The following is a 22,170-nucleotide window of genomic DNA, read 5'->3' as shown; positions in this document are numbered from 1 at the left end:
CGCGGACATCCTCACTTCTTGTAAAGGTCGTCGAGGAGCTTTCCTACGAGTGCCTTCTCCGGCCGCTGCTCGGTCCGGCGCCGGCGCTCCGTGCCGAACAGCTCCGCCAGCACGTCGGCCGCCAGGTGTTCCAGGAGGCGGGCGACGGTCGGGCTCTCGAAGAGCAGCGCCTCGTTGATGCCGGCGCCGAAGCGCTGCTCCAGGCGCTGCTTGAGCTCGGTGGCGCGCAGCGAGGTCAGGCCGAGGTCGAAGTAGTTGGCGTCCAGCGCGAGTTCCTCGCCGTCGCCGAGCAGCAGTGCGGTCCGGAACTCCGCGACGACGCTCTCCCGCAGCGCCGTGCGGCGTTCGGACAGGGGCAGGGCCGCCAGTGCGCGGTAGCCGGGGGCGGTGCGGTCCACCCTCAGCCTCCGTTCACCGGCGCGTTGGTGATGACGATCTTGACCTCGCCGCGGCTGTCGCCGCCGGCCTGGTCCCAGAAGCGGCAGCTCGTGTTGAGGACCACCATCGCGCCGCGGTCCGCGCTCGGCTCCCGCTCCAGCACCTTGTCCACGACGATCTCGCCCTCGAAGCGGCCGGTGTGGATGGCGCGGCGGTAGCTGCTGGAGAGCTTGGCGATGAGGATGTCCGGGAGCTGCCGGTCCCAGTAGTCCTGCATGGTCCACCGGTCGAACGGCGCGAAGAGCCCGTCCTGCACGGCCTTGGCGGCGATGTAATAGAACATCTGGTTGTAACAGATGTTGAACTCGACCGCGTTGAAGTGCCCGGTGGAGTCGATGTAGCAGGACTCCTCGATCTCGAACGCGCAGAGCGCGCGGGCCACGTGGTCCTCGCTGTCGCCGAGGACCACCTCGGCGGACTTCAGGTACTGGCAGTTGTCCCGGTACGGAGTGAGCACGCGGGTCAGCAGGTCCGGGTCGTTCGCCAGCGTGCGCGGCCCGGAGAGCGCGATCTCGGTGGTCATGGTGTGCCGCTTCCTCAGGTGGTGGCCGGGGTGGTCAGTAGGAGACCGGGATGGAGGTGGGGATCCGGATCAGGTAGGCGCGGCGCCACGGGATGTCCTTGACCGGCGTCGTCAGCGCCAGGCCGGGCAGCCTGCGCAGCACCGCCTCCAGCGCCACCGACATCTCCAGCCGGGCCAGCTCGGAGCCCGGGCAGTAGTGCGGCCCGTAGCCGAAGGCCACGTGGTGGTTCTCCGGACGGTCGAAGGAGAGCACGTCCGGGTCCTCGAACCGTTCCGGGTCGCGGTCGGCGGCGGCCATGCAGAGCATCACCTGGTCGCCGGCGCGGATCGTGGTGCCGCCGAGTTCGAGGTCCTCCGCCGCGAAGCGACGGGCCGAGGTGTGCGCCGTGCCGTAGTAGCGGAGGAACTCCTCCACCGCGTCGGGGAGCTTCTCCGGGTTCTCGCGCAGCTCGGCGAGGCGCTCCGGGTTGTCGAGCAGCGCCATCACCGAGCCGCCGATCATGCCGACCGTGGTGTCGTAGCCGCCCAGCAGGATCATGAAGCCGAGGCCGACCAGCTCCTCCTCGGTCAGCTCGTTGCCGTCGTCGTCGCGGGTGGCGATCCACTCCGAGACGACGTCGTCGCCGGGCTCCGCACGCCGCTTGGCGATCAGCTCCTGCAGGAAGGCGAGCATCGACTCGCCGGCCTCCTGCGACGCGGCCCGGTCGAGGCTCAGGATGGTGTCGGACCAGTAGGCGAAGTTGCCGCGGTCCTCCTCGGGCACCCCGAGCATGTCGCCGATCACGGCGATCGGCAGCGGCGCGGCGAGGGCCGCGATCAGGTCCGTCTCCCCGGTCTCGCCCATCGCGTCGATCAGCTGCTCGGTGATCTCCTCGATGCGCGGCCGCAGCGCCCTGATCCGGCGGATGGCGAAGGCGCGGTTCATGAACTTCCGCAGCCGGGTGTGGTTCGGCGGGTCCTCGCTGGCGAGCGTGTTGGACAGGAACGCGGAGGGCACCGCCAGGTTGTCCCGGTACGCCGGGTTGGCGTGTTTGATGTTGCGCACCAGCCGCTTGTCGCCGAGACCCTGGCGCACCTCCTCGTACCCGGTGACGTACCAGGACGGGGCGCCGGCCGGGGTCTCGATGCGGTGCGCCTTGCCTTCGCGGTGCATCAGCGCGTACGTGGCGTACGGGTCGGCGTGGTAGGTGTCGTCGAAGGGCATGCGGGCGAACGGGCAGCCCTCCGCCTTCTCCCCCGCCGCTGTCGTCGGTTCCGTGGTTTCCGTCATGGGTCGGCTCCTCCTCGGCGGACGTCAGGCGCCCGTGCCGGCAAAGAACGGGTGCGCGTCGTGCACCGTGACCCGGTGCGAGACGGCGGGCTCGGGCGTCGTGGTGTGCAGCGCGCGGTGGATCAGGCTGCGGTTGTCCCAGACCAGCAGGTCGCCCTCCTCGTACGTCTGGAGGTGGGTCAGCGGGTGCGTGCACTCGGGGTCGAGCTGTCCGGTCGCCTCGAGCAGCCGCGGCACCAGCGAGTCGTCCAGCCGCTCGCCGGCCTCGTTCTCCAGGGCACAGGTGAAGCCCTCGGAGATGTAGAGCACCGTCTCGCCGGTGACCGGGTGCGTGAACGTGGTGGGGTGCTTGACCGCCGGGGTCTTGCGCTCGATCTCCTCCAGCAGCTCGGAGACCGGCCGGTACACGTCCGAGGGGCGGATCTTGAAGTAGCGGCGCGGCGACTGCTCGGCGCGCGTGCCGGCGATCGCGTCCTTCAGGTCCTGCGGCAGGCTCTCGTAGGCCCTGCCCATGTCGATGAAGTACGTGCCGCGGTTCTCCTGGGGGATCACCTGCGGGTAGATCAGGGTGAGCCCGAAGGGGCGCGGCATGAACTGGTAGTCCGCGTGCCAGAACTTGCCGGTCTTGGGCACGCCGATCTGCTTGCCGTCCGCCGGCACGTTGGAGGAGACGAAGATCTCCCGGTACTCCGGGTGGTGGTACATCGGCTCGTAGTAGACGTCGATCTCACCGAGCCGGCGGCCCAGGTCGATGAAGCCCGGCGAGTCCAGGTCCTGGCCCTTCAGCACCACGATCTTGGCCGTGTAGACCTGGTGCAGCAGCTCCGCGATCTCCTGCTCGCTCGCCGAACGCGGGTCGAAGTCATGGATCTCCACGCCGAGCGCCGAGGACTCCGGTGCTTGGATGCGCATTGGTTGCCTCCCCATCGGTGCCGCCTCCGCAGCTTGCGCTCCGAGTCTCGCGAAGTGCTCGTAAACTTCTCTAAACTCTGTCCAAAGCGCGGTTGAAAGCGACCGGCGGCGAAGGGGTCCACGTTTTCGCGGCGGCGAGATCCACTGGACCACCCCGATCTCCCGCGCAGGCGGTACGACGGCACTTCCGCGTCGATTCCGCGGAAGGCGGACGGAGAGCGGCGGAGCGGGAACCGGAGCGCACCACCGGGCGGTAAGCGCTCTTTACGACGCGCTTTAGCCGCCATTGTTACCTTCTTCCCGGGAGCGGTGCGGAATCTTTCCGGGCTCCAGGGGCCTCTGTCGCGGACGGCAGTCCCCGTCACGCTCCGCCTCAATTGCACACATGGAGGATCGCCACTATGCCGGAACAGACGGGCGTGCTCGACCTGGAGGACCTGCGCTCCACCCTCGCCGAAGTCCTCGACGTCGACGTCGCGCAGGTCACCGACACGGCCGACTTCGCCGAGGACCTGGACGTGGATTCACTCATGGCGCTGGAAATCCTGGTCGCCCTGGAGGAGAAGTACCACGTCACCATGGTGGACGAGAATCCGCAGCACATTCGGTCCTTGTCGGCCACCTATGCCCTGCTTCTCGAGAAGCTCACCTCCAAGTAGGGTCTTCCATGCTCCGCACACTGCTGAGACTCACCCTCGCGGCCCTTGTCCGACTGATACTCCGGCCGCGGGTTCGGGGGCTGGAGAATCTTCCGCCCGGCCCGTTCATCATCGCCTCCAATCACCTTTCCTTTTTCGACTCGCTCTTCATTCCGATACTGACCCCGCGCCGGGTCCATTTCGTGGGCAAACAGGGCTGGCTCGAAATGCCCGGCCTGAAAGGGAAGGCGCAGGCCCTCTTCTTCCGCTCCATCGACATGATCTCGATCGACAAGAGCAGCGGAGCCGGCGTGACCTCGGGACTGACCGGCGCACTGGACATCCTGAAGCGGGGCGATGTCGTCGGCATCCACGTCGAAGGGGGCCGCTCTCCCGACGGGCGGCTGTACAAGGGCAACGCGGGCGTTGCCTGGCTCGCCCTGGCCGGCGGATTCCCCGTGGTCCCCTGCGGTCTCATCGGCACCGACAAAGTGCACCCGGTCGGCAGCAAGCGGCTTCACGTCGCCCGGTTCACCGTCAACTTCGGAGCGCCCCTCACCTTCGAGGAGGACCACGGCCGCCAGGCGGACCGCCGCGTCAGGCGCACCGTGACCGACCGGATCACCCAGGCGATCGCCGCCCAGTCCGGCCAGGAGTACGCGGACATCTACCTGTCCACGGTCAGGGAGCGCATGAAGCAGAACAGCGGCGCATGATCACGGGCCGCGGCCACCCTCCCTCGCTCGCCCCGCCCCGGCCGGTACGCCCGCCACGTGGTCCGGCAGATGTGCGACACTGTCGTACGAAGCTTGGTCCTGTGGAGCAGTTTGGAGTGCTCGCCACCCTGTCAAGGTGGAGGCCGCGGGTTCAAATCCCGTCAGGACCGCTGAGGTTTCACGTGAAACCTCGCGGCTGGGTAGCTCAGTTGGTACGAGCGATCGCCTGAAAAGCGATAGGTCGCCGGTTCGACCCCGGCCCCAGCCACAGCACAGGCCCCGATCCCCGGATCGGGGCCTTGTTGTAGGTGCCTGCGGGGCCTGTGCGGACGCCGCGGCAAAAGCGTTCGCCAGGTTTTTCCCGAGGATGAGATCCTGGAACCCGTATGTCTACGCACCCTGCCCCCGCCCTCGGCACCCTCGCCCCCCGGCTGACCGAACTGTCGCTGCGTGACGCGCACCGGCTCGGCCGCAGGCTGGAGGGTGCGCGGAAGATCCGTAAGCCGGAGGCCCGCGCCGCCGTTCTCGCCGAGATCGAGACGGAGGTCGCCAAGGCCGAGCAGAGCATCGCCGAACGCCGGGCGCGCGTGCCGGCCGTCACCTACCCCGAGCAGCTCCCGGTCAGCCAGAAGAAGGACGAGATCGCGGCGGCCATCCGTGACCACCAGGTCGTGATCGTCGCCGGTGAGACGGGGTCCGGCAAGACCACGCAGATCCCGAAGATCTGTGTCGAGCTGGGCCGGGGTGTCCGCGGCATGATCGGGCACACCCAGCCCCGACGGATCGCCGCGCGCACCGTCGCCGAGCGGGTCGCGGACGAGCTGGACACCCCGCTCGGGGAGACCGTCGGCTGGAAGGTGCGCTTCACCGACCAGGTGAACCCGCAGTCCACCTTCATCAAGCTGATGACGGACGGCATCCTGCTCGCCGAGATCCAGACCGACCGCGAGCTGCGCGCCTACGACACGATCATCATCGACGAGGCCCACGAGCGGTCGCTCAACATCGACTTCCTGCTGGGCTACCTCGCCCAGCTGCTGCCGAAGCGTCCCGACCTCAAGGTCGTCATCACCTCGGCGACCATCGACCCCGAGCGCTTCTCCCGGCACTTCGGCGACGCCCCGATCATCGAGGTCAGCGGGCGGACGTACCCCGTGGAGGTGCGCTACCGGCCGCTCCTGGAGGAGGACGGCGAGGACGCCGACCGGGACCAGATCACGGCGATCACGGACGCCGTCGAGGAGCTGATGGGCGAGGGCAAGGGCGACATCCTCGTCTTCCTCTCCGGCGAGCGGGAGATCCGCGACACGGCGGACGCGCTGGAGAAGAAGAAATACCGGTTCACGGAGGTCCTGCCGCTGTACGCGCGCCTCTCGCACGCCGAGCAGCACCGAGTGTTCCAGCAGCACACCGGGCGCCGGATCGTCCTGGCGACCAACGTCGCCGAGACCTCCCTCACCGTCCCCGGCATCAAGTACGTCATCGACCCCGGCTTCGCCCGCATCTCCCGCTACAGCCACCGCACCAAGGTCCAGCGGCTGCCCATCGAGCCGATCTCGCAGGCCAGCGCCAACCAGCGCAAGGGCCGCTGCGGCCGTACCTCCGACGGCATCTGCATCCGGCTGTACTCCGAGGACGACTTCGACGCCCGCCCGGAGTTCACGGACGCGGAGATCCTTCGCACCAACCTCGCCTCCGTCATCCTGCAGATGACCGCGGCCGGCCTCGGCGACATCGAGAAGTTCCCCTTCATCGATCCCCCGGACCACCGCAACATCCGCGACGGTGTGCAGCTCCTCCAGGAGCTGGGGGCGCTCGACCCGGCGCAGAAGGACGTGCGCAAGCGGCTGACCGAGACCGGCCGCAAGCTCGCCCAGCTGCCCGTCGACCCGCGCCTGGCCCGGATGGTGCTGGAGGCGGACAAAAACGGCTGTGTCCGCGAGGTCATGGTCATAGCCGCCGCGCTGTCCATCCAGGACCCGCGGGAGCGTCCGGCGGACAAGCAGGCCCAGGCGGACCAGCAGCACGCCCGCTTCAAGGACGAGACCAGCGACTTCCTCGCCTTCCTCAACCTCTGGCGCTATGTGCGCGAGCAGCAGAAGGAGCGCGGCTCGTCGTCCTTCCGCCGGATGTGCAAGCAGGAGTACCTCAACTTCCTGCGCATCCGCGAGTGGCAGGATATCTACACGCAGCTGCGCACGGTCGCCAAGCAGATGGGCATCCACGTCAACGACGCCGAGGACGCCGCCCCCGACGACCGCGTGCACGTGTCGCTGCTGGCCGGGCTGCTCTCCCACGTCGGCATGAAGGACGTGAAGGAGGCCGGGGGCGACGGCGGGAGGAGCACGGGGAAGAACGAGTACGTGGGCGCCCGGAACGCGAGGTTCGCGATCTTCCCGGGCTCGGCGCTGTTCAAGAAGCCCCCGCGCTTCGTGATGTCGGCCGAACTGGTGGAGACCTCCCGCCTCTGGGCCCGCGTCAACGCGAAGATCGAGCCGGAGTGGGTGGAACCGCTCGCCGGGCACCTCCTCAAGCGCACCTACAGCGAACCGCACTGGGAGAAGGACCAGGCGGCCGTGATGGCGTACGAGAAGGTCACGCTCTACGGCGTGCCCATCGTGGCGCAGCGCAAGGTGAACTACGGGCGGATCGACCCCGAGGTCAGCCGCGAGCTGTTCATCCGCAACGCCCTGGTGGAGGGCGACTGGCGCACGCACCACAAGTTCTTCGCCGACAACCGCAGGCTGCTGACCGAGGTCGAGGAGCTGGAGCACCGGGCACGGCGCCGGGACATCCTGGTCGACGACGAGACGCTGTACGACTTCTACGACCAGCGGGTGCCCGAACACGTCGTCTCCGGCGCGCACTTCGACTCCTGGTGGAAGCACAAGCGGCGCGAGCAGCCCGACTTCCTCGACTTCGAGCGCGAGATGCTCATCAACGAGAAGGCGGGGGCGGTCACCAAGGACGACTACCCGGACTCGTGGCGGCAGGGGCCGCTGAAGTTCCGGGTGACGTACCAGTTCGAGCCGGGCGCGGACGCCGACGGAGTGACCGTGCACGTGCCGCTCCAGGTGCTCAACCAGGTGACGGACGAGGGCTTCGACTGGCAGATCCCGGGCCTGCGCGAACAGGTCGTCACGGAGCTGATCCGCTCCCTGCCCAAGCCGGTGCGCCGCCACTACGTGCCCGCGCCGAACTACGCCCAGGCGTTCCTGGACCGGGCGGTGCCCCTCCAGGAGCCGCTGACGGTGACCATGGCGCGGGAGCTGAAGCGCATGGTGGGGGTGCCGTTCGACGCCGAGGACTTCGACTGGGCGAAGGTCCCCGACCACTTGAAGATCACGTTCCGGATCGTCGACGAGCGCCGCCGCAAGCTCGCCGAGGACAAGGACCTGGAGGCGCTCAAGCTCCGGCTGCGCCCGAAGGCCCGCAAGGCGCTGTCGCAGGCCGCGGCGGCCACGGCGGAGCGCAGCGGCGGGGAGTCCCTCGAGCGTTCCGGGCTGACGGACTGGACGATCGGCACGCTGACCCGGGTCTTCGAGACCCGCCGGGCCGGCCAGCCGGTGAAGGCGTACCCGGCGCTGGTGGACGACGGCCCGAAGGCGAACACGGTCTCCGTCCGCCTCTTCGACACCGAGGCCGAGCAGGCGCAGGCCATGTGGAAGGGCACGCGGCGGCTGATCCTGCGCAACATCCCGGTCAATCCGGCGAAGTTCGCGTCCGAGAAGCTGACGAACCAGCAGAAGCTGGGCCTGTCCGCGAATCCGCACGGCTCGATCCAGGCGCTGTTCGACGACTGCGCCATGGCGGCGGCGGACAAGCTGATCGCGGACTTCGGCGGCCCGGCGTGGGACGAGGAGTCGTACCGCAAGCTCTACGACAAGGTCCGCGCGGAGATCGTCGACACGACGGTCCGCACGGTGGGCCAGGTGCAGCAGGTGCTGGCGGCCTGGCAGGCGTGCGAGCGCCGGCTGAAGGCCGTACGCAGTCCGGCCCTGCTGGCGAACCTCCAGGACGTACGGACGCAGTTGGACGCGCTGGTGAAGCCCGGCTTCGTCACCGAGGCGGGGATCAAGCGGCTGCCGGACCTGATGCGCTACCTGGTCGCGGCGGACCGCCGGCTCCAGCAGATGCCGACGGGCGTGCAGCGGGACACGTCCCGCATGGAGAAGGTCCACGAGATGCGCGACGAGTACGCGTGGCTGCTCGAACAGATGCCGCAGGGCCGTCCGGTGCCGCAGCAGGTCCTGGACGTCCGGTGGATGATCGAGGAGCTCCGGGTCAGCTACTTCGCGCACGCGCTGGGCACGGCGTACCCGGTCTCCGACAAGCGGATCGTGAAGGCGATCGACGCGCTCGCGCCCTGACGGGAGGGTGACGAAGCCTGCACGGAGGGTGAGTTCGACCGGGGGCCCGCCCTCCTGTACAGTCTGTTCTCGCAGCGCACCGCACAAGAAGCGCCGCGAAACCTGGTCCTGTGGAGCAGTTTGGAGTGCTCGCCACCCTGTCAAGGTGGAGGCCGCGGGTTCAAATCCCGTCAGGACCGCAGTGAAAGAGGCCCCGCACCGTCTGGTGCGGGGCCTCTTTCGACGTGGTCGGGTCTGCTCACGTGGACGCCAGGAGACCCCAGAAGCCCTGAGGGGCCCTCAGAGGCCCTCCCGCGGCCTTGACGACGTCACATTCGCTCGGTACTCCAAAGGCAGGGCACGTCCCCCGTGTGGCCCCTGGAGGTGGCGTATGGCGGCGTCGGTCAGGCATGAGACCAGGGCCCTGCTCCGGGCGCACCTGTCGGCCGCGTTGCCGTACCGTCACGTGACGCGCCACTGCCCCATCTGCCACCGCCTGTTGCGGCTGGCGCTGGACTCGCCGGGTCCACAGTCTCCTACGAGCCGTCAAGAGGGCGTCGAGGACGGGAGCGCGCCCACGGCGTGAGCCCCGCCGGCCCCAACACCCTTGCCGCACAGACCTCGTGGAGGCCACGGCTCCATTAGCGCACGGGCGCAGGACCCAACAACCTCCGCGCCGTGTGACGGGTGTCACCGCATGAGTTTTTGAAACAGAGGCCCTTACGCCTCCCCTACAACTGGTCAATTTAATATGTGCAATTGCACCGCCTTGGCGGCACCCGCACAGCGGAACCGACACCGCCCCCCAGACTCCGACAAGCCCGCTCACAGAACCGGCCGCCGGCCCGCCGGCCGACACAGGACCGGACACGGACCGGACACCGGCCGGAGCACCGGCCCGGACACAGAAAATCGCGCTGGACCCGGCGGAGTCCAGCGCGATCGACGACGCACCTCTGTTGGGGCAGGGACCGCGTCGCTTGGAGCTGTGGTTCCAGGCGCCTCGGCAGGTTGGGGGACCTGCCGTTCTGCCCGGTTATTCGGTTGTTCAGGCCTCGCTGCGCTGCTGCGGAATGCCCGCGAGCAGGGCGCGGACCTCGGCTTCGCGGTAGCGGCGATGCCCGCCGAGCGTGCGGATCGACGTGAGCTTGCCGGCCTTCGCCCAGCGCGTGACCGTCTTCGGGTCGACGCGGAACATGGTGGCGACCTCAGCCGGGGTCAGCAGCGGCTCGGCATCAGGGGTGCGAGCGGTCATGAGCGGCCTCCTCGGGAGAACCGAACCTTCTCGGTTCATTCCTCTAAATTCTGCACCTTGACCCGCGTTGCCCGAAATGGCGGACGCGAGTCGAGTCGGTTATAGGACGAACGGCTTGTCCTCGGCACTACAACTACACCATCTGTCCAGCCGCGTCGGCCAAACCGATGGAATTGCCCTCCCAGGTGTTCATCAGCGACGGAAGCCGATGGACCATGCCATAGCGGACAGTCACGCCTCTGTGACGATCAGTCACAGGGCGCACAGGGGACACCCGACCTGACATCAGACCCCCCAAAGCGTGCAATGCTGAGATTCCGCCCACAGTGCACCACAGCAGGACGGAAGGAGCCCTCCCCGGGCTCCTTGTCCTATTTTGGCATGAGGAGGGGGAAGCGGCGCAAGAGTGATGTACGTGCGGTCCGTCACGCTTGACGCAAACGCCCGGATCGGGACCTACGTCCTTTGTCGACAAAGGATCAGCCCACACCGAACAGGTGTCGGAGCGGAAGACGAAACCCCACATCGAGCGGTACGTCAAACGTCAGTTCACCGACCGGCCCGGGCGGTCAGTTGGCGGACCGCCGGTCCCGGACCGCCCGCCAGCGCTCCACCAGCCGCCCGTAGGCCGCCCCCGCGGCGGCCCCGTCGCCGTGCCGCAGCGCCTCGATCCCCTCGGCCACGTCCGCCGCGGAGTGGTCCGCCTCCAACTCGCCCGCCGGCAGGGCGTGCACCAGCCCGCCGTAGTCCAACTCGACCAGGGAGCGCGGGTGGAACTCCTCCAGCCAGCGCCCCACGTCCACCAGCCCGTCGATGAGCGGCCCCTCGTCGACGGCCTCCCGCAGGGCCCGCAGCCCCCGGGCCACCCGCCGTCGGGCCTGGACCATCGGGGTGCGGTAGCGCAGCACCGGCGCGGTCGACGCCGGGCCGCCGCCGCCCTCCTCGTACTCCCGCTCCTCGTCGGAGACCAGCACGAACCAGTTGATCGGCACCTGCCAGGTGGCCGTGCGGATCCACGGCCGGGCGTCCGGGTTGCGCTCCAGCCAGCGCTCGTAGTCCTGCGCGCTCTGGCGGCGTACGACCGGGGGGATCAGCGCGTCCAGGACCGGCTCCGGGAAGTCCTCGGCCAGCTCGCCCAGCGCCCGCCAGCCGCGCAGCCGGGTCCGCCAGGGGCAGACGCAGACCACGCCGTCCACCTCCGTCACGAAGGCGTCGGCGCTCTCGTGCACCGGCACCGCCACGGGCGGGGTCGGCAGCAGGTCGGCCAGGGAGCGGCGCAACTCGTCCTGGTAGGAGGGCCGGTCGGCGCGGCGGGCGTAGCGGGTCCAGTGGGCGCGTTCCTCGTCGGGGAAGGCCGCCAGCGGCTCGTAGACACGCAGATACGCCGCATACGGGACGATCACCGAGGACACCTTGGGCACGCCTGCTCCCTCCCCCGCGCACCGGCGCGAAAACCTGCGGAAAGCCGTGGAAACAGATCACAAACGCGCGAGAATCTCTGCAAATCGTCGCACGCCCGTACTCCGTGCGGAGGTGATCCTGCGCACGGTGGGGCGGGCCGGCACCACCAGGCTCTAATCTCGTGCCACGGTCCCCGCCACCCGCACGGGGGCTGCCGCCCATCGCCGCACCTACACAGGAGTCACCACCGTGACCGACGTAACCGGCGCACCTGCTGATGTACTGCACACCCTGTTCCACTCGGACCAGGGGGGTCATGAGCAAGTCGTGCTCTGCCAGGACCGCGCCAGCGGCCTGAAGGCCGTCATCGCCCTCCACTCCACCGCCCTGGGCCCCGCGCTCGGCGGTACCCGCTTCTACCCGTACGCGAGCGAGGCGGAGGCCGTCGCCGACGCGCTCAACCTCGCCCGCGGGATGTCGTACAAGAACGCCATGGCCGGGCTCGACCACGGCGGCGGCAAGGCCGTGATCATCGGCGACCCCGAGCAGATCAAGAGCGAGGAACTGCTCCTCGCCTACGGCCGGTTCGTCGCCTCGCTCGGCGGCCGCTACGTCACCGCCTGCGACGTCGGCACGTACGTCGCCGACATGGACGTCGTGGCCCGCGAGTGCCGCTGGACCACCGGGCGCTCCCCGGAGAACGGCGGCGCGGGCGACTCCTCCGTCCTCACCTCCTACGGCGTGTACCAGGGCATGCGGGCCGCGGCCCAGCACCTGTGGGGCGACCCGACGCTGCGCGACCGCACCGTCGGCATCGCGGGCGTCGGCAAGGTCGGCCACCACCTGGTCGAGCACCTGCTCGCCGAGGGCGCGCACGTGGTCGTGACCGACGTGCGCAAGGACGTCGTGCGGGCCCTCACCGAGCGGCACCCGTCGGTGGTCGCCGTCGCCGACACCGACGCGCTGATCCGGGTGGAGAACCTGGACGTCTACGCGCCCTGCGCGCTCGGCGGCGCGCTGAACGACGCCACCGTGCCGGTGCTGACCGCCAAGGTGGTGTGCGGCGCGGCCAACAACCAGCTCGCCCACCCGGGCGTGGAGAAGGACCTCGCCGACCGCGGGATCCTCTACGCACCGGACTACGTGGTGAACGCCGGCGGTGTGATCCAGGTCGCCGACGAGCTGCACGGGTTCGACTTCGACCGGTGCAAGGCGAAGGCGTCGAAGATCTTCGACACCACGCTGGCCATATTCGCACGTGCGAAGGAAGACGGTATTCCGCCGGCCGCCGCGGCCGACCGGATCGCCGAGCAGCGGATGGCGGAGGCACGCGGCCGGCGGTGATCCGGCCATGACGGCGGGGGCCCGGCAGGGCCCCCGCGGGTTTGACGCGTACCCGCCGGAGGGGGCAGTTCGAGAGAACTCTCACTTATCCCGGCGGGTCGACCGCCGAAAGGTGGTTAAAATCGCGGTTGACCAGCGAGGACGGGGCGCCTCGACGGTCCTGGGCAGGTCCACGTGCTGCGGGCGACGTACCGTATGGGCGTGGGCTCAGGTACCGTGGAAGCCCTACGGACCGGTCTCTCCGCGGAGAGCCCGTTCCGGACCATGAACGCGTGTCAAGACTCTGGGGCCGTCGAGCCCCGTCGTTGAGGGGGTCGAGCCATGGGGCGCGGCCGGGCCAAGGCCAAGCAGACGAAGGTCGCCCGCCAGCTGAAGTACAACAGCGGTGGGACTGATCTCTCCCGCCTGGCCGAGGAGCTGGGCGCATCGCCATCGAACGCACAACCGCCGAACGGCGAGCGATTCGAGGACGATGAGCAGGACGACGACGTGTACGCACGTTACGCCGACCTCTATGAGGACGACGACGAGGACGAGGACGGCCAGTCCCCTTCCCAACAGCGACGCGGCGCTTGACCTAGCACGGAACACCAGCCCGGTCGGTGATGATGTCTGTCACCGACCGGGTTCTGTGCTGCCCGCGGCATCTCAGGCGGCGTAGTCGCCCACCAGTGCCGCGCCCGTCGTGTGCGCGCCGCGGTCGGTGATCTCGCCGGCCACCCAGGCGTCCACGCCGCGGTCGGTGAGGGCCGTCAGGGCCACGTCCGTCGACTCCTCGGGCACGATCGCGATCATGCCCACGCCCATGTTGAGGGTCTTCTCCAGTTCCAGGCGCTCCACCTTGCCGGTCCGGCCGACGAGGTCGAAGACCGCGCCCGGGGTCCAGGTGGAGCGGTCGACCACGGCGTGCAGGCCGTCGGGGATCACGCGGGCCAGGTTGGCCGCGAGTCCGCCGCCGGTGACGTGGCTGAAGGCGTGGACCTCGGCGGTGCGCATGAGGGCCAGGCAGTCCAGGGAGTAGATCTTGGTCGGCTCCAGCAGCTCCTCGCCGAGGGTGCGGCCGAGGCCGTCCAGGTGGGCGTCGAGCGCCAGGCCGCCCTCGTTCAGCAGGACGTGGCGGACCAGCGAGTACCCGTTCGAGTGAAGCCCGGAGGACGCCATGGCGATCACCGCGTCGCCCGTACGGATGCGGTCCGGGCCGAGCAGCCGGTCGGCCTCCACGACGCCCGTACCGGCGCCCGCGACGTCGAAGTCGTCCGCCCCCAGCAGGCCGGGGTGTTCGGCCGTCTCGCCGCCCACCAGGGCGCATCCCGCCAGCACGCAGCCCTCGGCGATGCCCTTGACGATGGCGGCGACCCGCTCGGGGTGGACCTTGCCGACGCAGATGTAGTCGGTCATGAACAGCGGCTCGGCGCCGCAGACCACGATGTCGTCCATGACCATGGCGACCAGGTCGTGGCCGATGGTGTCGTAGACGCCGAGCTGCCGGGCGATGTCGACCTTGGTGCCGACGCCGTCGGTGGCGGAGGCGAGCAGCGGGCGCTCGTAGTTCTTGAGGGCGGAGGCGTCGAAGAGGCCGGCGAAGCCGCCGAGGCCGCCGAGGACCTCGGGGCGGCGCGTCTTCTTCACCCACTCCTTCATGAGCTCGACGGCGCGGTCGCCCGCCTCGATGTCGACGCCGGCGGCTGCGTAGCTGGCACCAGTTGTGTCAGGCATGACGATGAGAACCTTCGTGTCGTACGGCGGTGGGGCGGGGAGGCGGACGGCTACGGGCGACGGATGGCGTCGGCGGCGGCCGTACCGGCGGGCCCCGCGGCCAGCTCGGTCTCCAGGAGCTGCTTGCCGAGCAGCTCGGGGTCGGGGAGCTCCATCGGGTACTCGCCGTCGAAGCAGGCGCGGCACAGGTTCGGCTTGGCGATGGTGGTCGCCTCGATCATGCCGTCGATGGAGATGTACGCCAGGGAGTCGGCGCCCATCGAGGTGCCGATCTCCTCGACGCTCATGCCGTTGGCGATGAGCTCGGCGCGGGTGGCGAAGTCGATGCCGAAGAAGCAGGGCCACTTCACGGGGGGCGACGAGATCCGGATGTGGACCTCGGCGGCACCGGCCTCGCGCAGCATGCGGACCAGGGCCCGCTGGGTGTTGCCGCGCACGATGGAGTCGTCCACGACGACCAGCCGCTTGCCCTTGATGACTTCCTTCAAGGGGTTCAGCTTCAGGCGGATGCCGAGCTGGCGGATGGTCTGCGAGGGCTGGATGAAGGTGCGGCCCACGTAGGCGTTCTTCACCAGACCGTTGCCGAAGGGGATGCCCGAGGCCTCGGCGTACCCGATCGCGGCGGGGGTGCCGGATTCCGGGGTCGCTATGACGAGGTCGGCCTCCGCGGGGGCCTCCTTCGCCAGCCTGCGCCCCATCTCGACGCGCGAGAGGTAGACGTTGCGGCCGGCGATGTCGGTGTCCGGGCGGGCCAGGTACACGTACTCGAAGACACAGCCCTTGGGCTTCGCTTCTGCGAATCGGGATGTTCGCAGGCCGTTCTCGTCGATGGCGACGAACTCGCCCGGCTCGATCTCCCGGACGAAGCTCGCACCGCAGATGTCGAGGGCGGCGGACTCCGAGGCGACCACCCAGCCGCGCTCGAGACGGCCCAGGACCAGCGGACGGATGCCCTGCGGGTCGCGGGCGGCGTAGAGGGTGTGCTCGTCCATGAAGACGAGGGAGAAGGCGCCGCGCACCTGCGGCAGCACCTTGCCGGCCGCCTCCTCGACGGTCAGCGGCTTGCCGTCGTCGTCGACCTGGCCCGCGAGCAGCGCGGTGATCAGGTCCGTGTCGTTGGTCGCCGCGACGCGGGTGGAGCGGCCGTCCTGCTTGGGCAGGTCGGCGACCATCCCGGCGAGCTGGGCGGTGTTGACGAGGTTGCCGTTGTGCCCGAGCGCGATGGAGCCCTGCGCGGTGGCACGGAACGTCGGCTGGGCGTTCTCCCACACGGAGGCACCCGTGGTCGAGTAGCGGGCGTGACCGACCGCGATGTGACCCTGGAGCGAACCGAGCGAGGTCTCGTCGAAGACCTGGGACACCAGGCCCATGTCCTTGAAGACGAGGATCTGGGAGCCGTTGCTGACCGCGATTCCCGCGGATTCCTGGCCCCGATGCTGGAGGGCGTACAGCCCGAAGTACGTGAGCTTTGCGACCTCTTCGCCCGGAGCCCAGACACCGAAGACGCCGCAAGCGTCCTGGGGGCCCTTCTCGCCGGGAAGCAGATCGTGATTGAGTCGACCGTCACCACGTGGCACGCCACCGAGTGTAGGCGAGGTCGACCACTGGTCCGAATTGGGGACAAGGGGCCAGCGGGTGATCACGGTCCGGCGGTGATCCGGCCCGTGGCGCCGTTGTCCCTGGTCAGCGGGAGGGTTTCATGATCGGAGCGGCGATGCGGCCGAACCGTCGAAGGGGTCCGGAAGCCGCTTCCCGGCGTCCATGAGTGAGCCTTCGCACATCATTCGGGTCGCGGACGGGACGCCGAGCGTGACGCGTCCGTCGCCGACGGTGGCATCCGCCTCCCCTCAGCCCAGCAGCGGCAGCAGGGCTGAGAGGTCGGCCCGCTCCCCGCTCGCGCTCACCGCGGCCCCGTCCAGGGCGTCCTGCCAGGCCAGCCGCCCGGTGGCCAGCCGGATCCAGGTCAGCGGGTCGGTCTCGACGACGTTGGGCGGGGTGCCCCGGGTGTGCCGGGGGCCCTCCACGCACTGGACGACGGCGTACGGCGGGATCCGCACCTCCGTCGAACCGCCGGGCGCCTTCACGGCGAGGGCGTCGGCGAGCAGCCGGGTCGCGGCGGCCAGGGCCTGCCGGTCGTAGGGGACGTCGAGGCCGGGGACCGCGGCGTTCAGGTCGTCGGTGTGGACGACCAGCTCGACGGTGCGGGTCACGACGTAGTCGGCCAGCGGCAGGGCACCCGCGCTCGTCGGGACCAGCCTGCTCCCGGGGTGGGTGTCGAGCCGCCCGGTGAAGCGCCGCTCGGCCTCGGCGAGGCCGGCGTCCGGGTCGGGGTGCTCGGCGGCGAGCCGGCGGGCGGCGGAGGCGATGGCGTCCGCGTCGGCGGCGATGGCGGACGGCCAGTCGGGCAGCCGCCCGTCCTGCCGCGCCGGCTCGGGCTCGTCCAGCAGCAGGTCCACGGCGGTCAGCGCCCTGCCCACGTGCGCCACCAGCTCCCGCACGGTCCACTCCCCGAGCCGGGTCGGCAGGGCGAGCTGCTCGGGGGTGAGGGTGCGGACGGCCGCCCGTACGTGCCCGAACTGGGCGAGGACGGCGGCGCGGGTGCGGGCGGGGTCGTAGGCGCGGGGGCGCTTTCTGGCCGGGGGCATGCGGTGAGCCTATGCGGGCGAGGTGGCCGGCGAGGGCGTCTCGACGATCTCGCCGTTGCGCGGGACGCCGATGCCGCGCCAGGTGAAGGGGACGCCCCGGGCCGTGTCCGGGTCGGGGCCGTCCATCAGCTGGAAGTGCACGTGCGGCTCGGTGGAGTTGCCGGAGTTCCCGCACCGGGCGACCACCTGTCCGGCGCGGACGCGCTCGCCCTCGCGGACGGTGAAGGAACCCCGCTGGACGTGGGCGTACAGGGCGTGGGTGCCGTCGTCGAGCTCCAGCACCAGGTGGTTGCCGACGAGGTGCCGGACGCCTGCCATCTCCCGCACCGAGCCCTCGACGACCATCAGGTACAGCAGCGCGGGCAGCGAGGTCCGGCTCAGGTGGTCGCGCCGGCCGTCGGCGGCCCGTACGACCGTCCCGTCGGCCACCGCGAGGAGCGGGGCGCCGAACGCCGGGAAGGCGCGGGCGCGCCGGGCGAGCGGCCACAGGAGGCGGAAGCCGGGGCGGGCGCCGGGCTCCGGCTCGGCGACGAGGTCGATGGCGAAGGTCTGGCCGTAGGCGTGGACGCCGTGGCTCGGGGTGCGGTCGGCGGGGCTGTTCAGCGCGGACCAGCGGCCGGTGACGGGCGGGGCGACCTCGACGGGCGCGGGGGCCCGGCCGGGGGCGTCCGGGGCGCCGCCGTTCCACCGGTTGACCACGGTGATCAGGGCGTGGGCGAGGACCAGCGGCAGGACGACGCACCACCACGGGAGCGCCGGGTCGAGGAGGACGGCGACGGCCACCAGGGCGGCGAAGGCGAGTTGCAGCCCCCGGAAGGTCATCATGGCGAGCTTGCGTGCGGACATCGTTCCCCCTTGCTCGTGACGGACCCGAGGGGCCTGGCGGTCCCGGCGGTCCCGGTCAGTTCCGCGCGGTCGACAGCGCCACCAGGAGCGGCACGACCCGCCCCGGCGGCACCTCGTGACGGCCCCGGCCGGTGGTGTGCAGCCAGCCGGCGCCGGTGAGCTGGCGCAGGTGGTGGTAGATCTGGCCGGTCGTGCCCATCCCGTCCAGCTCGGCCAGCTCCGCGGCGGTGCGCCGGCCGCCCAGGACCTCCCGCAGCAGCCGCAGCCGCACGGGGTGCCCGAGGGCGGCGAACACCTCGGCGGACTCGGCCCAGTCGGCCTCCAGGAGGCCGTCGGCCAGTGCGCCGTGCTGCCACTCGTACCGCTCCCCGGTCGGCAGCCGGACCGCGCCGGTGAACAGGACGCCTCCGGTCGCCGCCCCCATCCCGGTGAGCTGCTCCTTCAGTCCTTCCAGGGCCCAGAAGTCGCCCTCCTGGGGCCCGGGGGCGGGCCGGTCGGCGGCCTCCAGGGCGGCGAGGCGCCGTTCGAGGTCGGCCACGCGTTGTTCCAGGTGCTCCACGCCTTTGAGATTACGTAAGTTCGTAATTCCGCGCAAGCGCGTTCCCGCCGGGCACGCGAAAGGGCCGCCCGGAACGCTCCGGACGGCCCCTCCACGTACGTCGTACCGCTGCTACCCGAGCAGCCCCGGGATCGTCCCCTCGTGGGCCTCGCGCAGCTCCGCCAGGGAGAGGGTGAACTCGCCCTGGACCTCGACCGCGTCGCCGTCGACCACGCCGATGCGGGTGACGGGCAGGCCGCGGGCACCGCACATGTCGTTGAAGCGGACCTCTTCCGAGCGCGGGACGGCGACGACCGCGCGGCCCGCCGACTCCGAGAACAGGAAGGTGAACGCGTCGAGCCCGTCCGGTACGACCAGACGCGCGCCCCGGCCGCCCAGCAGCGCCGACTCGACGACCGCCTGGACCAGACCGCCGTCGGACAGGTCGTGCGCGGAGTCGATCATGCCGTCGCGGGAGGCGGAGATCAGGATCTCGCCGAGCAGGCGCTCGCGCTCCAGGTCGACCTTCGGGGGCAGGCCGCCGAGGTGGCCGTGGATCACCTGGGACCAGGCCGAGCCGCCGAACTCCTCACGCGTGTCGCCCAGCAGGTACAGCAGCTGGCCGTCCTCCTGGAAGGCGACCGGCGTGCGCCGGGCCACGTCGTCGATGACGCCGAGGACCGCGACCACCGGGGTGGGATGGATGGCGGCCTCGCCGGTCTGGTTGTAGAGCGAGACGTTGCCGCCCGTGACCGGGGTGCCCAGCTGCAGGCAGCCGTCGGCCAGGCCGCGCACGGCCTCCGCGAACTGCCACATGACCGCAGGGTCCTCCGGCGAGCCGAAGTTCAGGCAGTCGGAGACCGCCAGCGGCTTCGCGCCCGTCGTGGCCACGTTGCGGTAGGCCTCCGCCAGGGCGAGCTGCGCGCCCGTGTACGGGTCGAGCTTGGCGTAGCGGCCGTTGCCGTCGGTGGCGATGGCGACGCCGAGGCCGGACTCCTCGTCCACGCGGATCATGCCCGAGTCCTCGGGCTGGGCGAGGACGGTGTTGCCCTGCACGAAGTGGTCGTACTGCTGGGTGATCCACTGCTTGGACGCCTGGTTGGGCGAGCCGACCAGCTTGAGGACCTGGTCCTTCAGCTCCTCACCCGTCCCGGGCCGGGGCAGCTTGTTCGCGTCGTCGGCCTGGAGGGCGTCCTGCCAGTCCGGACGGGCGTAGGGGCGCTCGTAGACCGGGCCGTCGTGGGCGACGGTGCGCGGGTCGACGTCGACGATCTTGCCGCCGTGCCAGAAGATCTCCAGCCGGTCGCCGTCGGTCACCTCGCCGATGACGGTGGCGATGACGTCCCACTTGTCGCAGATCTCGAGGAAGCGGTCGACCTTCTCCGGCTCGACCACCGCGCACATGCGCTCCTGCGACTCGCTCATGAGGATTTCCTCGGGCGAGAGCGTCGAGTCGCGCAGCGGGACGTCGTCCAGCGTGACGCGCATGCCGCCGGAGCCGTTCGACGCCAGTTCGCTGGTCGCGCAGGACAGGCCCGCCGCTCCCAGGTCCTGGATGCCGACGACCAGCTTCTCGGCGAAGGCCTCCAGGGTGCACTCGATGAGGAGTTTCTCCTGGAAGGGGTCGCCGACCTGGACGGCGGGGCGCTTGGACGGCTTGGCGTCGTCGAAGGTCTCGGAGGCCAGGATCGAGGCGCCGCCGATGCCGTCGCCGCCGGTGCGGGCGCCGTACAGGATGACCTTGTTGCCCGCGCCGGACGCCTTGGCGAGGTGGATGTCCTCGTGCCGCATGACGCCGATGGCACCGGCGTTGACCAGCGGGTTGCCCTGGTAGCAGGCGTCGAAGACGACCTCGCCGCCGATGTTGGGCAGGCCCAGGCAGTTGCCGTAGCCGCCGATGCCGGCGACGACGCCGGGCAGGACGCGCTTGGTGTCGGGGTGGTCGGCTGCGCCGAAGCGCAGGGGGTCGACCACGGCCACCGGGCGGGCGCCCATCGCGATGATGTCGCGCACGATGCCGCCCACGCCCGTGGCCGCGCCCTGGTAGGGCTCCACGTAGGACGGGTGGTTGTGCGACTCGACCTTGAAGGTGACCGCGTAGCCCTGGCCGACGTCGACGACACCGGCGTTCTCGCCGATGCCGACGAGCAGGGCGTCGGACCGGGGGGCCTTCTCGCCGAACTGGCGCAGGTGCACCTTGCTGCTCTTGTACGAGCAGTGCTCGGACCACATCACGGAGTACATGGCCAGCTCCGCGCCGGTGGGGCGGCGGCCGAGGATCTCCACGACCCTCTCGTACTCGTCCTTCTTCAGGCCCAGCTCGGCCCAGGGCAGCTCGACGTCGGGGGTCGCGGCCGCGTGCTCGACCGTGTCCAGAGGCGTCCGGCTCATGCGTTGACCAGCTTCTTGAGGATCGAGGTGAAGAACGGCAGACCGTCGGTACGGCCCGTACCGATCAGCGGCTCGACGGCGTGCTCGGGGTGCGGCATGAGGCCGACGACGTTCCCGGCGGCGTTGGTGATGCCGGCGATGTCGTTGAGCGAGCCGTTGGGGTTCATGTCCAGGTAGCGGAAGGCCACCCGCCCCTCGGCCTCCAGCTCGTCCAGCGTGCGCCGGTCGGCGACGTAGCGGCCGTCCATGTTCTTCAGCGGGATGTGGATCTCCTGGCCGGCCGTGTAGTCGCCGGTCCAGGCGGTGTCCGCGTTCTCCACCCGCAGCTTCTGGTCGCGGCAGATGAAGTGCAGGTGGTCGTTGCCCAGCATGCCGCCCGGCAGCAGGTGGGCCTCCGTGAGGATCTGGAAGCCGTTGCAGATGCCCAGCACCGGCAGACCGGCCTTCGCCTGGTCGATGACGGTGTCCATCACGGGCGAGAAGCGGGCGATGGCGCCGGCGCGCAGATAATCGCCGTACGAGAAACCGCCGCACAGCACCACGGCGTCGACCTGCTTGAGGTCCTTGTCCTTGTGCCAGAGAGCGACGGGCTCGGCGCCGGCGACGCGGATCGCGCGCTGCGTGTCCCGGTCGTCGAGGCTGCCGGGGAAAGTGACGACGCCAATACGAGCGGTCACTTCGCGGCCCCCGCGACCACGTCCTCGGACTCGACCTTGACGGTGAAGTCCTCGATCACGGTGTTGGCGAGGAAGGATTCCGCAAGATCATGGATGCGGGCGAGGGCGGCGTCGTCGACCGGCCCGTCCACTTCCAGTTCGAATCGCTTTCCCTGACGGACGTCCGAGATCCCTTCGAAACCCAGTCGCGGCAGTGCGCGCTGCACCGCCTGGCCCTGGGGGTCGAGGATCTCCGGCTTGAGCATGACGTCGACTACGACGCGTGCCACTGGCACTCCCGGTGTGTGGTGCTGAGCAGGTTCCTTCAGACTACCCGTACAAAATTTCTACGCGCGTAGCCTTGGAGGAATCTACGTGAGCCCAGTCACGATTCGGCATCGGGAGGGGGTGCTCACGAAAAGCTTCGGGAAAGATCCCGGATCCGGTGCGGGGCAGCTATTGCGCGACGGACACGCGGGGAGATTTAGTCGGTCTTCCCATTGCAATGCCGGGCACGGTACAAATGAAATGT

At 70.0% G+C, this 22,170-nt stretch carries 20 protein-coding genes and 3 tRNA genes; 9 read left to right on the top strand and 14 right to left on the bottom strand.

Features of this window, described 5'->3' with window-relative positions; genetic code table 11:
- Positions 1-11: 11 nt before the first annotated feature.
- The 4 genes from Sdi02f_RS19730 to scoE are packed head-to-tail and all read right to left on the bottom strand — an operon-like array spanning position 12 to position 3,143.
- A complete protein-coding gene (locus tag Sdi02f_RS19730; protein ID WP_063788240.1) occupies positions 12-398 on the bottom strand; it encodes an acyl carrier protein in 387 nt (128 codons plus the stop codon).
- Between the two features lie 2 nt (positions 399-400).
- Entirely contained in the window at positions 401-961 is a 561-nt protein-coding gene (locus Sdi02f_RS19725; protein WP_037825698.1) for an FcoT family thioesterase, read from the bottom strand.
- Positions 962-995: 34 nt separating this feature from the next.
- On the bottom strand, positions 996-2,231 hold the full coding sequence (locus Sdi02f_RS19720) for a cytochrome P450 family protein (RefSeq protein ID WP_051783753.1): 1,236 nt from the start codon (positions 2,229-2,231) through the stop codon (positions 996-998).
- Positions 2,232-2,255: 24 nt separating this feature from the next.
- The gene (gene scoE, locus Sdi02f_RS19715; RefSeq protein WP_108933741.1) at positions 2,256-3,143 is read right to left on the bottom strand and encodes a (3R)-3-[(carboxymethyl)amino]fatty acid oxygenase/decarboxylase; all 888 of its coding nucleotides are present in this window, start codon (positions 3,141-3,143) and stop codon (positions 2,256-2,258) included.
- A gap of 401 nt (positions 3,144-3,544) precedes the next feature.
- Between scoE and Sdi02f_RS19710 the strand changes: the two genes are divergently transcribed.
- From Sdi02f_RS19710 to Sdi02f_RS36495, 7 genes are all read left to right on the top strand, one after another.
- Positions 3,545-3,802: an acyl carrier protein gene (locus Sdi02f_RS19710; protein ID WP_030404872.1), complete on the top strand. Its 258-nt coding sequence runs from the start codon at positions 3,545-3,547 to the stop codon at positions 3,800-3,802.
- An 8-nt stretch (positions 3,803-3,810) separates the two neighbouring features.
- On the top strand, positions 3,811-4,497 hold the full coding sequence (locus tag Sdi02f_RS19705; protein WP_030404873.1) for a lysophospholipid acyltransferase family protein: 687 nt from the start codon (positions 3,811-3,813) through the stop codon (positions 4,495-4,497).
- A gap of 95 nt (positions 4,498-4,592) precedes the next feature.
- Positions 4,593-4,667, top strand: a tRNA-Asp gene (locus Sdi02f_RS19700).
- Positions 4,668-4,691: 24 nt separating this feature from the next.
- Positions 4,692-4,765: transfer RNA gene (locus Sdi02f_RS19695), tRNA-Phe, on the top strand.
- A gap of 118 nt (positions 4,766-4,883) precedes the next feature.
- Positions 4,884-8,867: an ATP-dependent RNA helicase HrpA gene (gene hrpA / locus Sdi02f_RS19690; protein WP_030404874.1), complete on the top strand. Its 3,984-nt coding sequence runs from the start codon at positions 4,884-4,886 to the stop codon at positions 8,865-8,867.
- A gap of 104 nt (positions 8,868-8,971) precedes the next feature.
- Positions 8,972-9,046 (top strand) — tRNA-Asp (locus tag Sdi02f_RS19685).
- Positions 9,047-9,237: 191 nt separating this feature from the next.
- Positions 9,238-9,432 (top strand): DUF6274 family protein, encoded by a 195-nt coding sequence (locus Sdi02f_RS36495; protein WP_030404875.1) that lies wholly within the window; start codon positions 9,238-9,240, stop codon positions 9,430-9,432.
- A 462-nt stretch (positions 9,433-9,894) separates the two neighbouring features.
- Here the strand turns inward: Sdi02f_RS36495 and bldC are convergent, their stop codons facing one another.
- Both bldC and Sdi02f_RS19670 read right to left on the bottom strand, forming a co-directional pair.
- Positions 9,895-10,101 carry a developmental transcriptional regulator BldC gene (gene bldC / locus Sdi02f_RS19675; protein WP_003949541.1) on the bottom strand — a complete coding sequence of 69 codons (207 nt, stop codon included), beginning with the start codon at positions 10,099-10,101 and terminating at the stop codon, positions 9,895-9,897.
- A gap of 569 nt (positions 10,102-10,670) precedes the next feature.
- A complete protein-coding gene (locus Sdi02f_RS19670; protein WP_030404876.1) occupies positions 10,671-11,522 on the bottom strand; it encodes a DUF8083 family protein in 852 nt (283 codons plus the stop codon).
- 229 nt (positions 11,523-11,751) lie between these two features.
- On the opposite strand from Sdi02f_RS19670, the gene Sdi02f_RS19665 reads away from it, so the two are divergent.
- Together Sdi02f_RS19665 and Sdi02f_RS19660 are read left to right on the top strand one after the other, a co-directional pair.
- The gene (locus Sdi02f_RS19665; RefSeq protein WP_030404877.1) at positions 11,752-12,846 is read left to right on the top strand and encodes a Leu/Phe/Val dehydrogenase; all 1,095 of its coding nucleotides are present in this window, start codon (positions 11,752-11,754) and stop codon (positions 12,844-12,846) included.
- A gap of 321 nt (positions 12,847-13,167) precedes the next feature.
- The gene (locus Sdi02f_RS19660; RefSeq protein ID WP_030404878.1) at positions 13,168-13,422 is read left to right on the top strand and encodes a DUF3073 domain-containing protein; all 255 of its coding nucleotides are present in this window, start codon (positions 13,168-13,170) and stop codon (positions 13,420-13,422) included.
- 72 nt (positions 13,423-13,494) lie between these two features.
- On the opposite strand, the gene purM is transcribed toward Sdi02f_RS19660, so the two are convergent.
- The 8 genes from purM to purS form a co-directional block, all read right to left on the bottom strand.
- Positions 13,495-14,562 (bottom strand): phosphoribosylformylglycinamidine cyclo-ligase, encoded by a 1,068-nt coding sequence (gene purM / locus Sdi02f_RS19655; RefSeq protein ID WP_030404879.1) that lies wholly within the window; start codon positions 14,560-14,562, stop codon positions 13,495-13,497.
- A 50-nt stretch (positions 14,563-14,612) separates the two neighbouring features.
- Positions 14,613-16,139 carry an amidophosphoribosyltransferase gene (gene purF / locus Sdi02f_RS19650; RefSeq protein WP_030404880.1) on the bottom strand — a complete coding sequence of 509 codons (1,527 nt, stop codon included), beginning with the start codon at positions 16,137-16,139 and terminating at the stop codon, positions 14,613-14,615.
- 270 nt (positions 16,140-16,409) lie between these two features.
- Positions 16,410-17,207, bottom strand: a complete 798-nt coding sequence (locus Sdi02f_RS19640) for a maleylpyruvate isomerase family mycothiol-dependent enzyme (protein ID WP_108933740.1) — start codon at positions 17,205-17,207, stop codon at positions 16,410-16,412.
- Positions 17,208-17,216: 9 nt separating this feature from the next.
- Positions 17,217-18,053 (bottom strand): M23 family metallopeptidase, encoded by an 837-nt coding sequence (locus Sdi02f_RS19635; RefSeq protein WP_031087492.1) that lies wholly within the window; start codon positions 18,051-18,053, stop codon positions 17,217-17,219.
- Positions 18,054-18,108: 55 nt separating this feature from the next.
- The gene (locus Sdi02f_RS19630; protein WP_031185086.1) at positions 18,109-18,591 is read right to left on the bottom strand and encodes an ArsR/SmtB family transcription factor; all 483 of its coding nucleotides are present in this window, start codon (positions 18,589-18,591) and stop codon (positions 18,109-18,111) included.
- Between the two features lie 132 nt (positions 18,592-18,723).
- Complete coding sequence (purL, locus tag Sdi02f_RS19625; protein WP_108933739.1) at positions 18,724-20,982, bottom strand: phosphoribosylformylglycinamidine synthase subunit PurL; 2,259 nt, start codon at positions 20,980-20,982, stop codon at positions 18,724-18,726.
- Entirely contained in the window at positions 20,979-21,659 is a 681-nt protein-coding gene (gene purQ, locus Sdi02f_RS19620; RefSeq protein WP_031049884.1) for a phosphoribosylformylglycinamidine synthase subunit PurQ, read from the bottom strand. The genes purL and purQ overlap by 4 nt, the downstream gene beginning before the upstream one ends.
- The gene (gene purS / locus Sdi02f_RS19615; RefSeq protein WP_003974895.1) at positions 21,656-21,928 is read right to left on the bottom strand and encodes a phosphoribosylformylglycinamidine synthase subunit PurS; all 273 of its coding nucleotides are present in this window, start codon (positions 21,926-21,928) and stop codon (positions 21,656-21,658) included. The genes purQ and purS overlap by 4 nt, the downstream gene beginning before the upstream one ends.
- Between the last annotated feature and the right edge of the window lie 242 nt (positions 21,929-22,170).

Source organism: Streptomyces ardesiacus (assembly GCF_003112575.1).
Taxonomy (GTDB): Bacteria; Actinomycetota; Actinomycetes; order Streptomycetales; family Streptomycetaceae; genus Streptomyces; species Streptomyces ardesiacus.
Note: the sequence above shows the minus strand (reverse complement) of the source record. Positions and strands in the feature narration are given on the sequence as shown.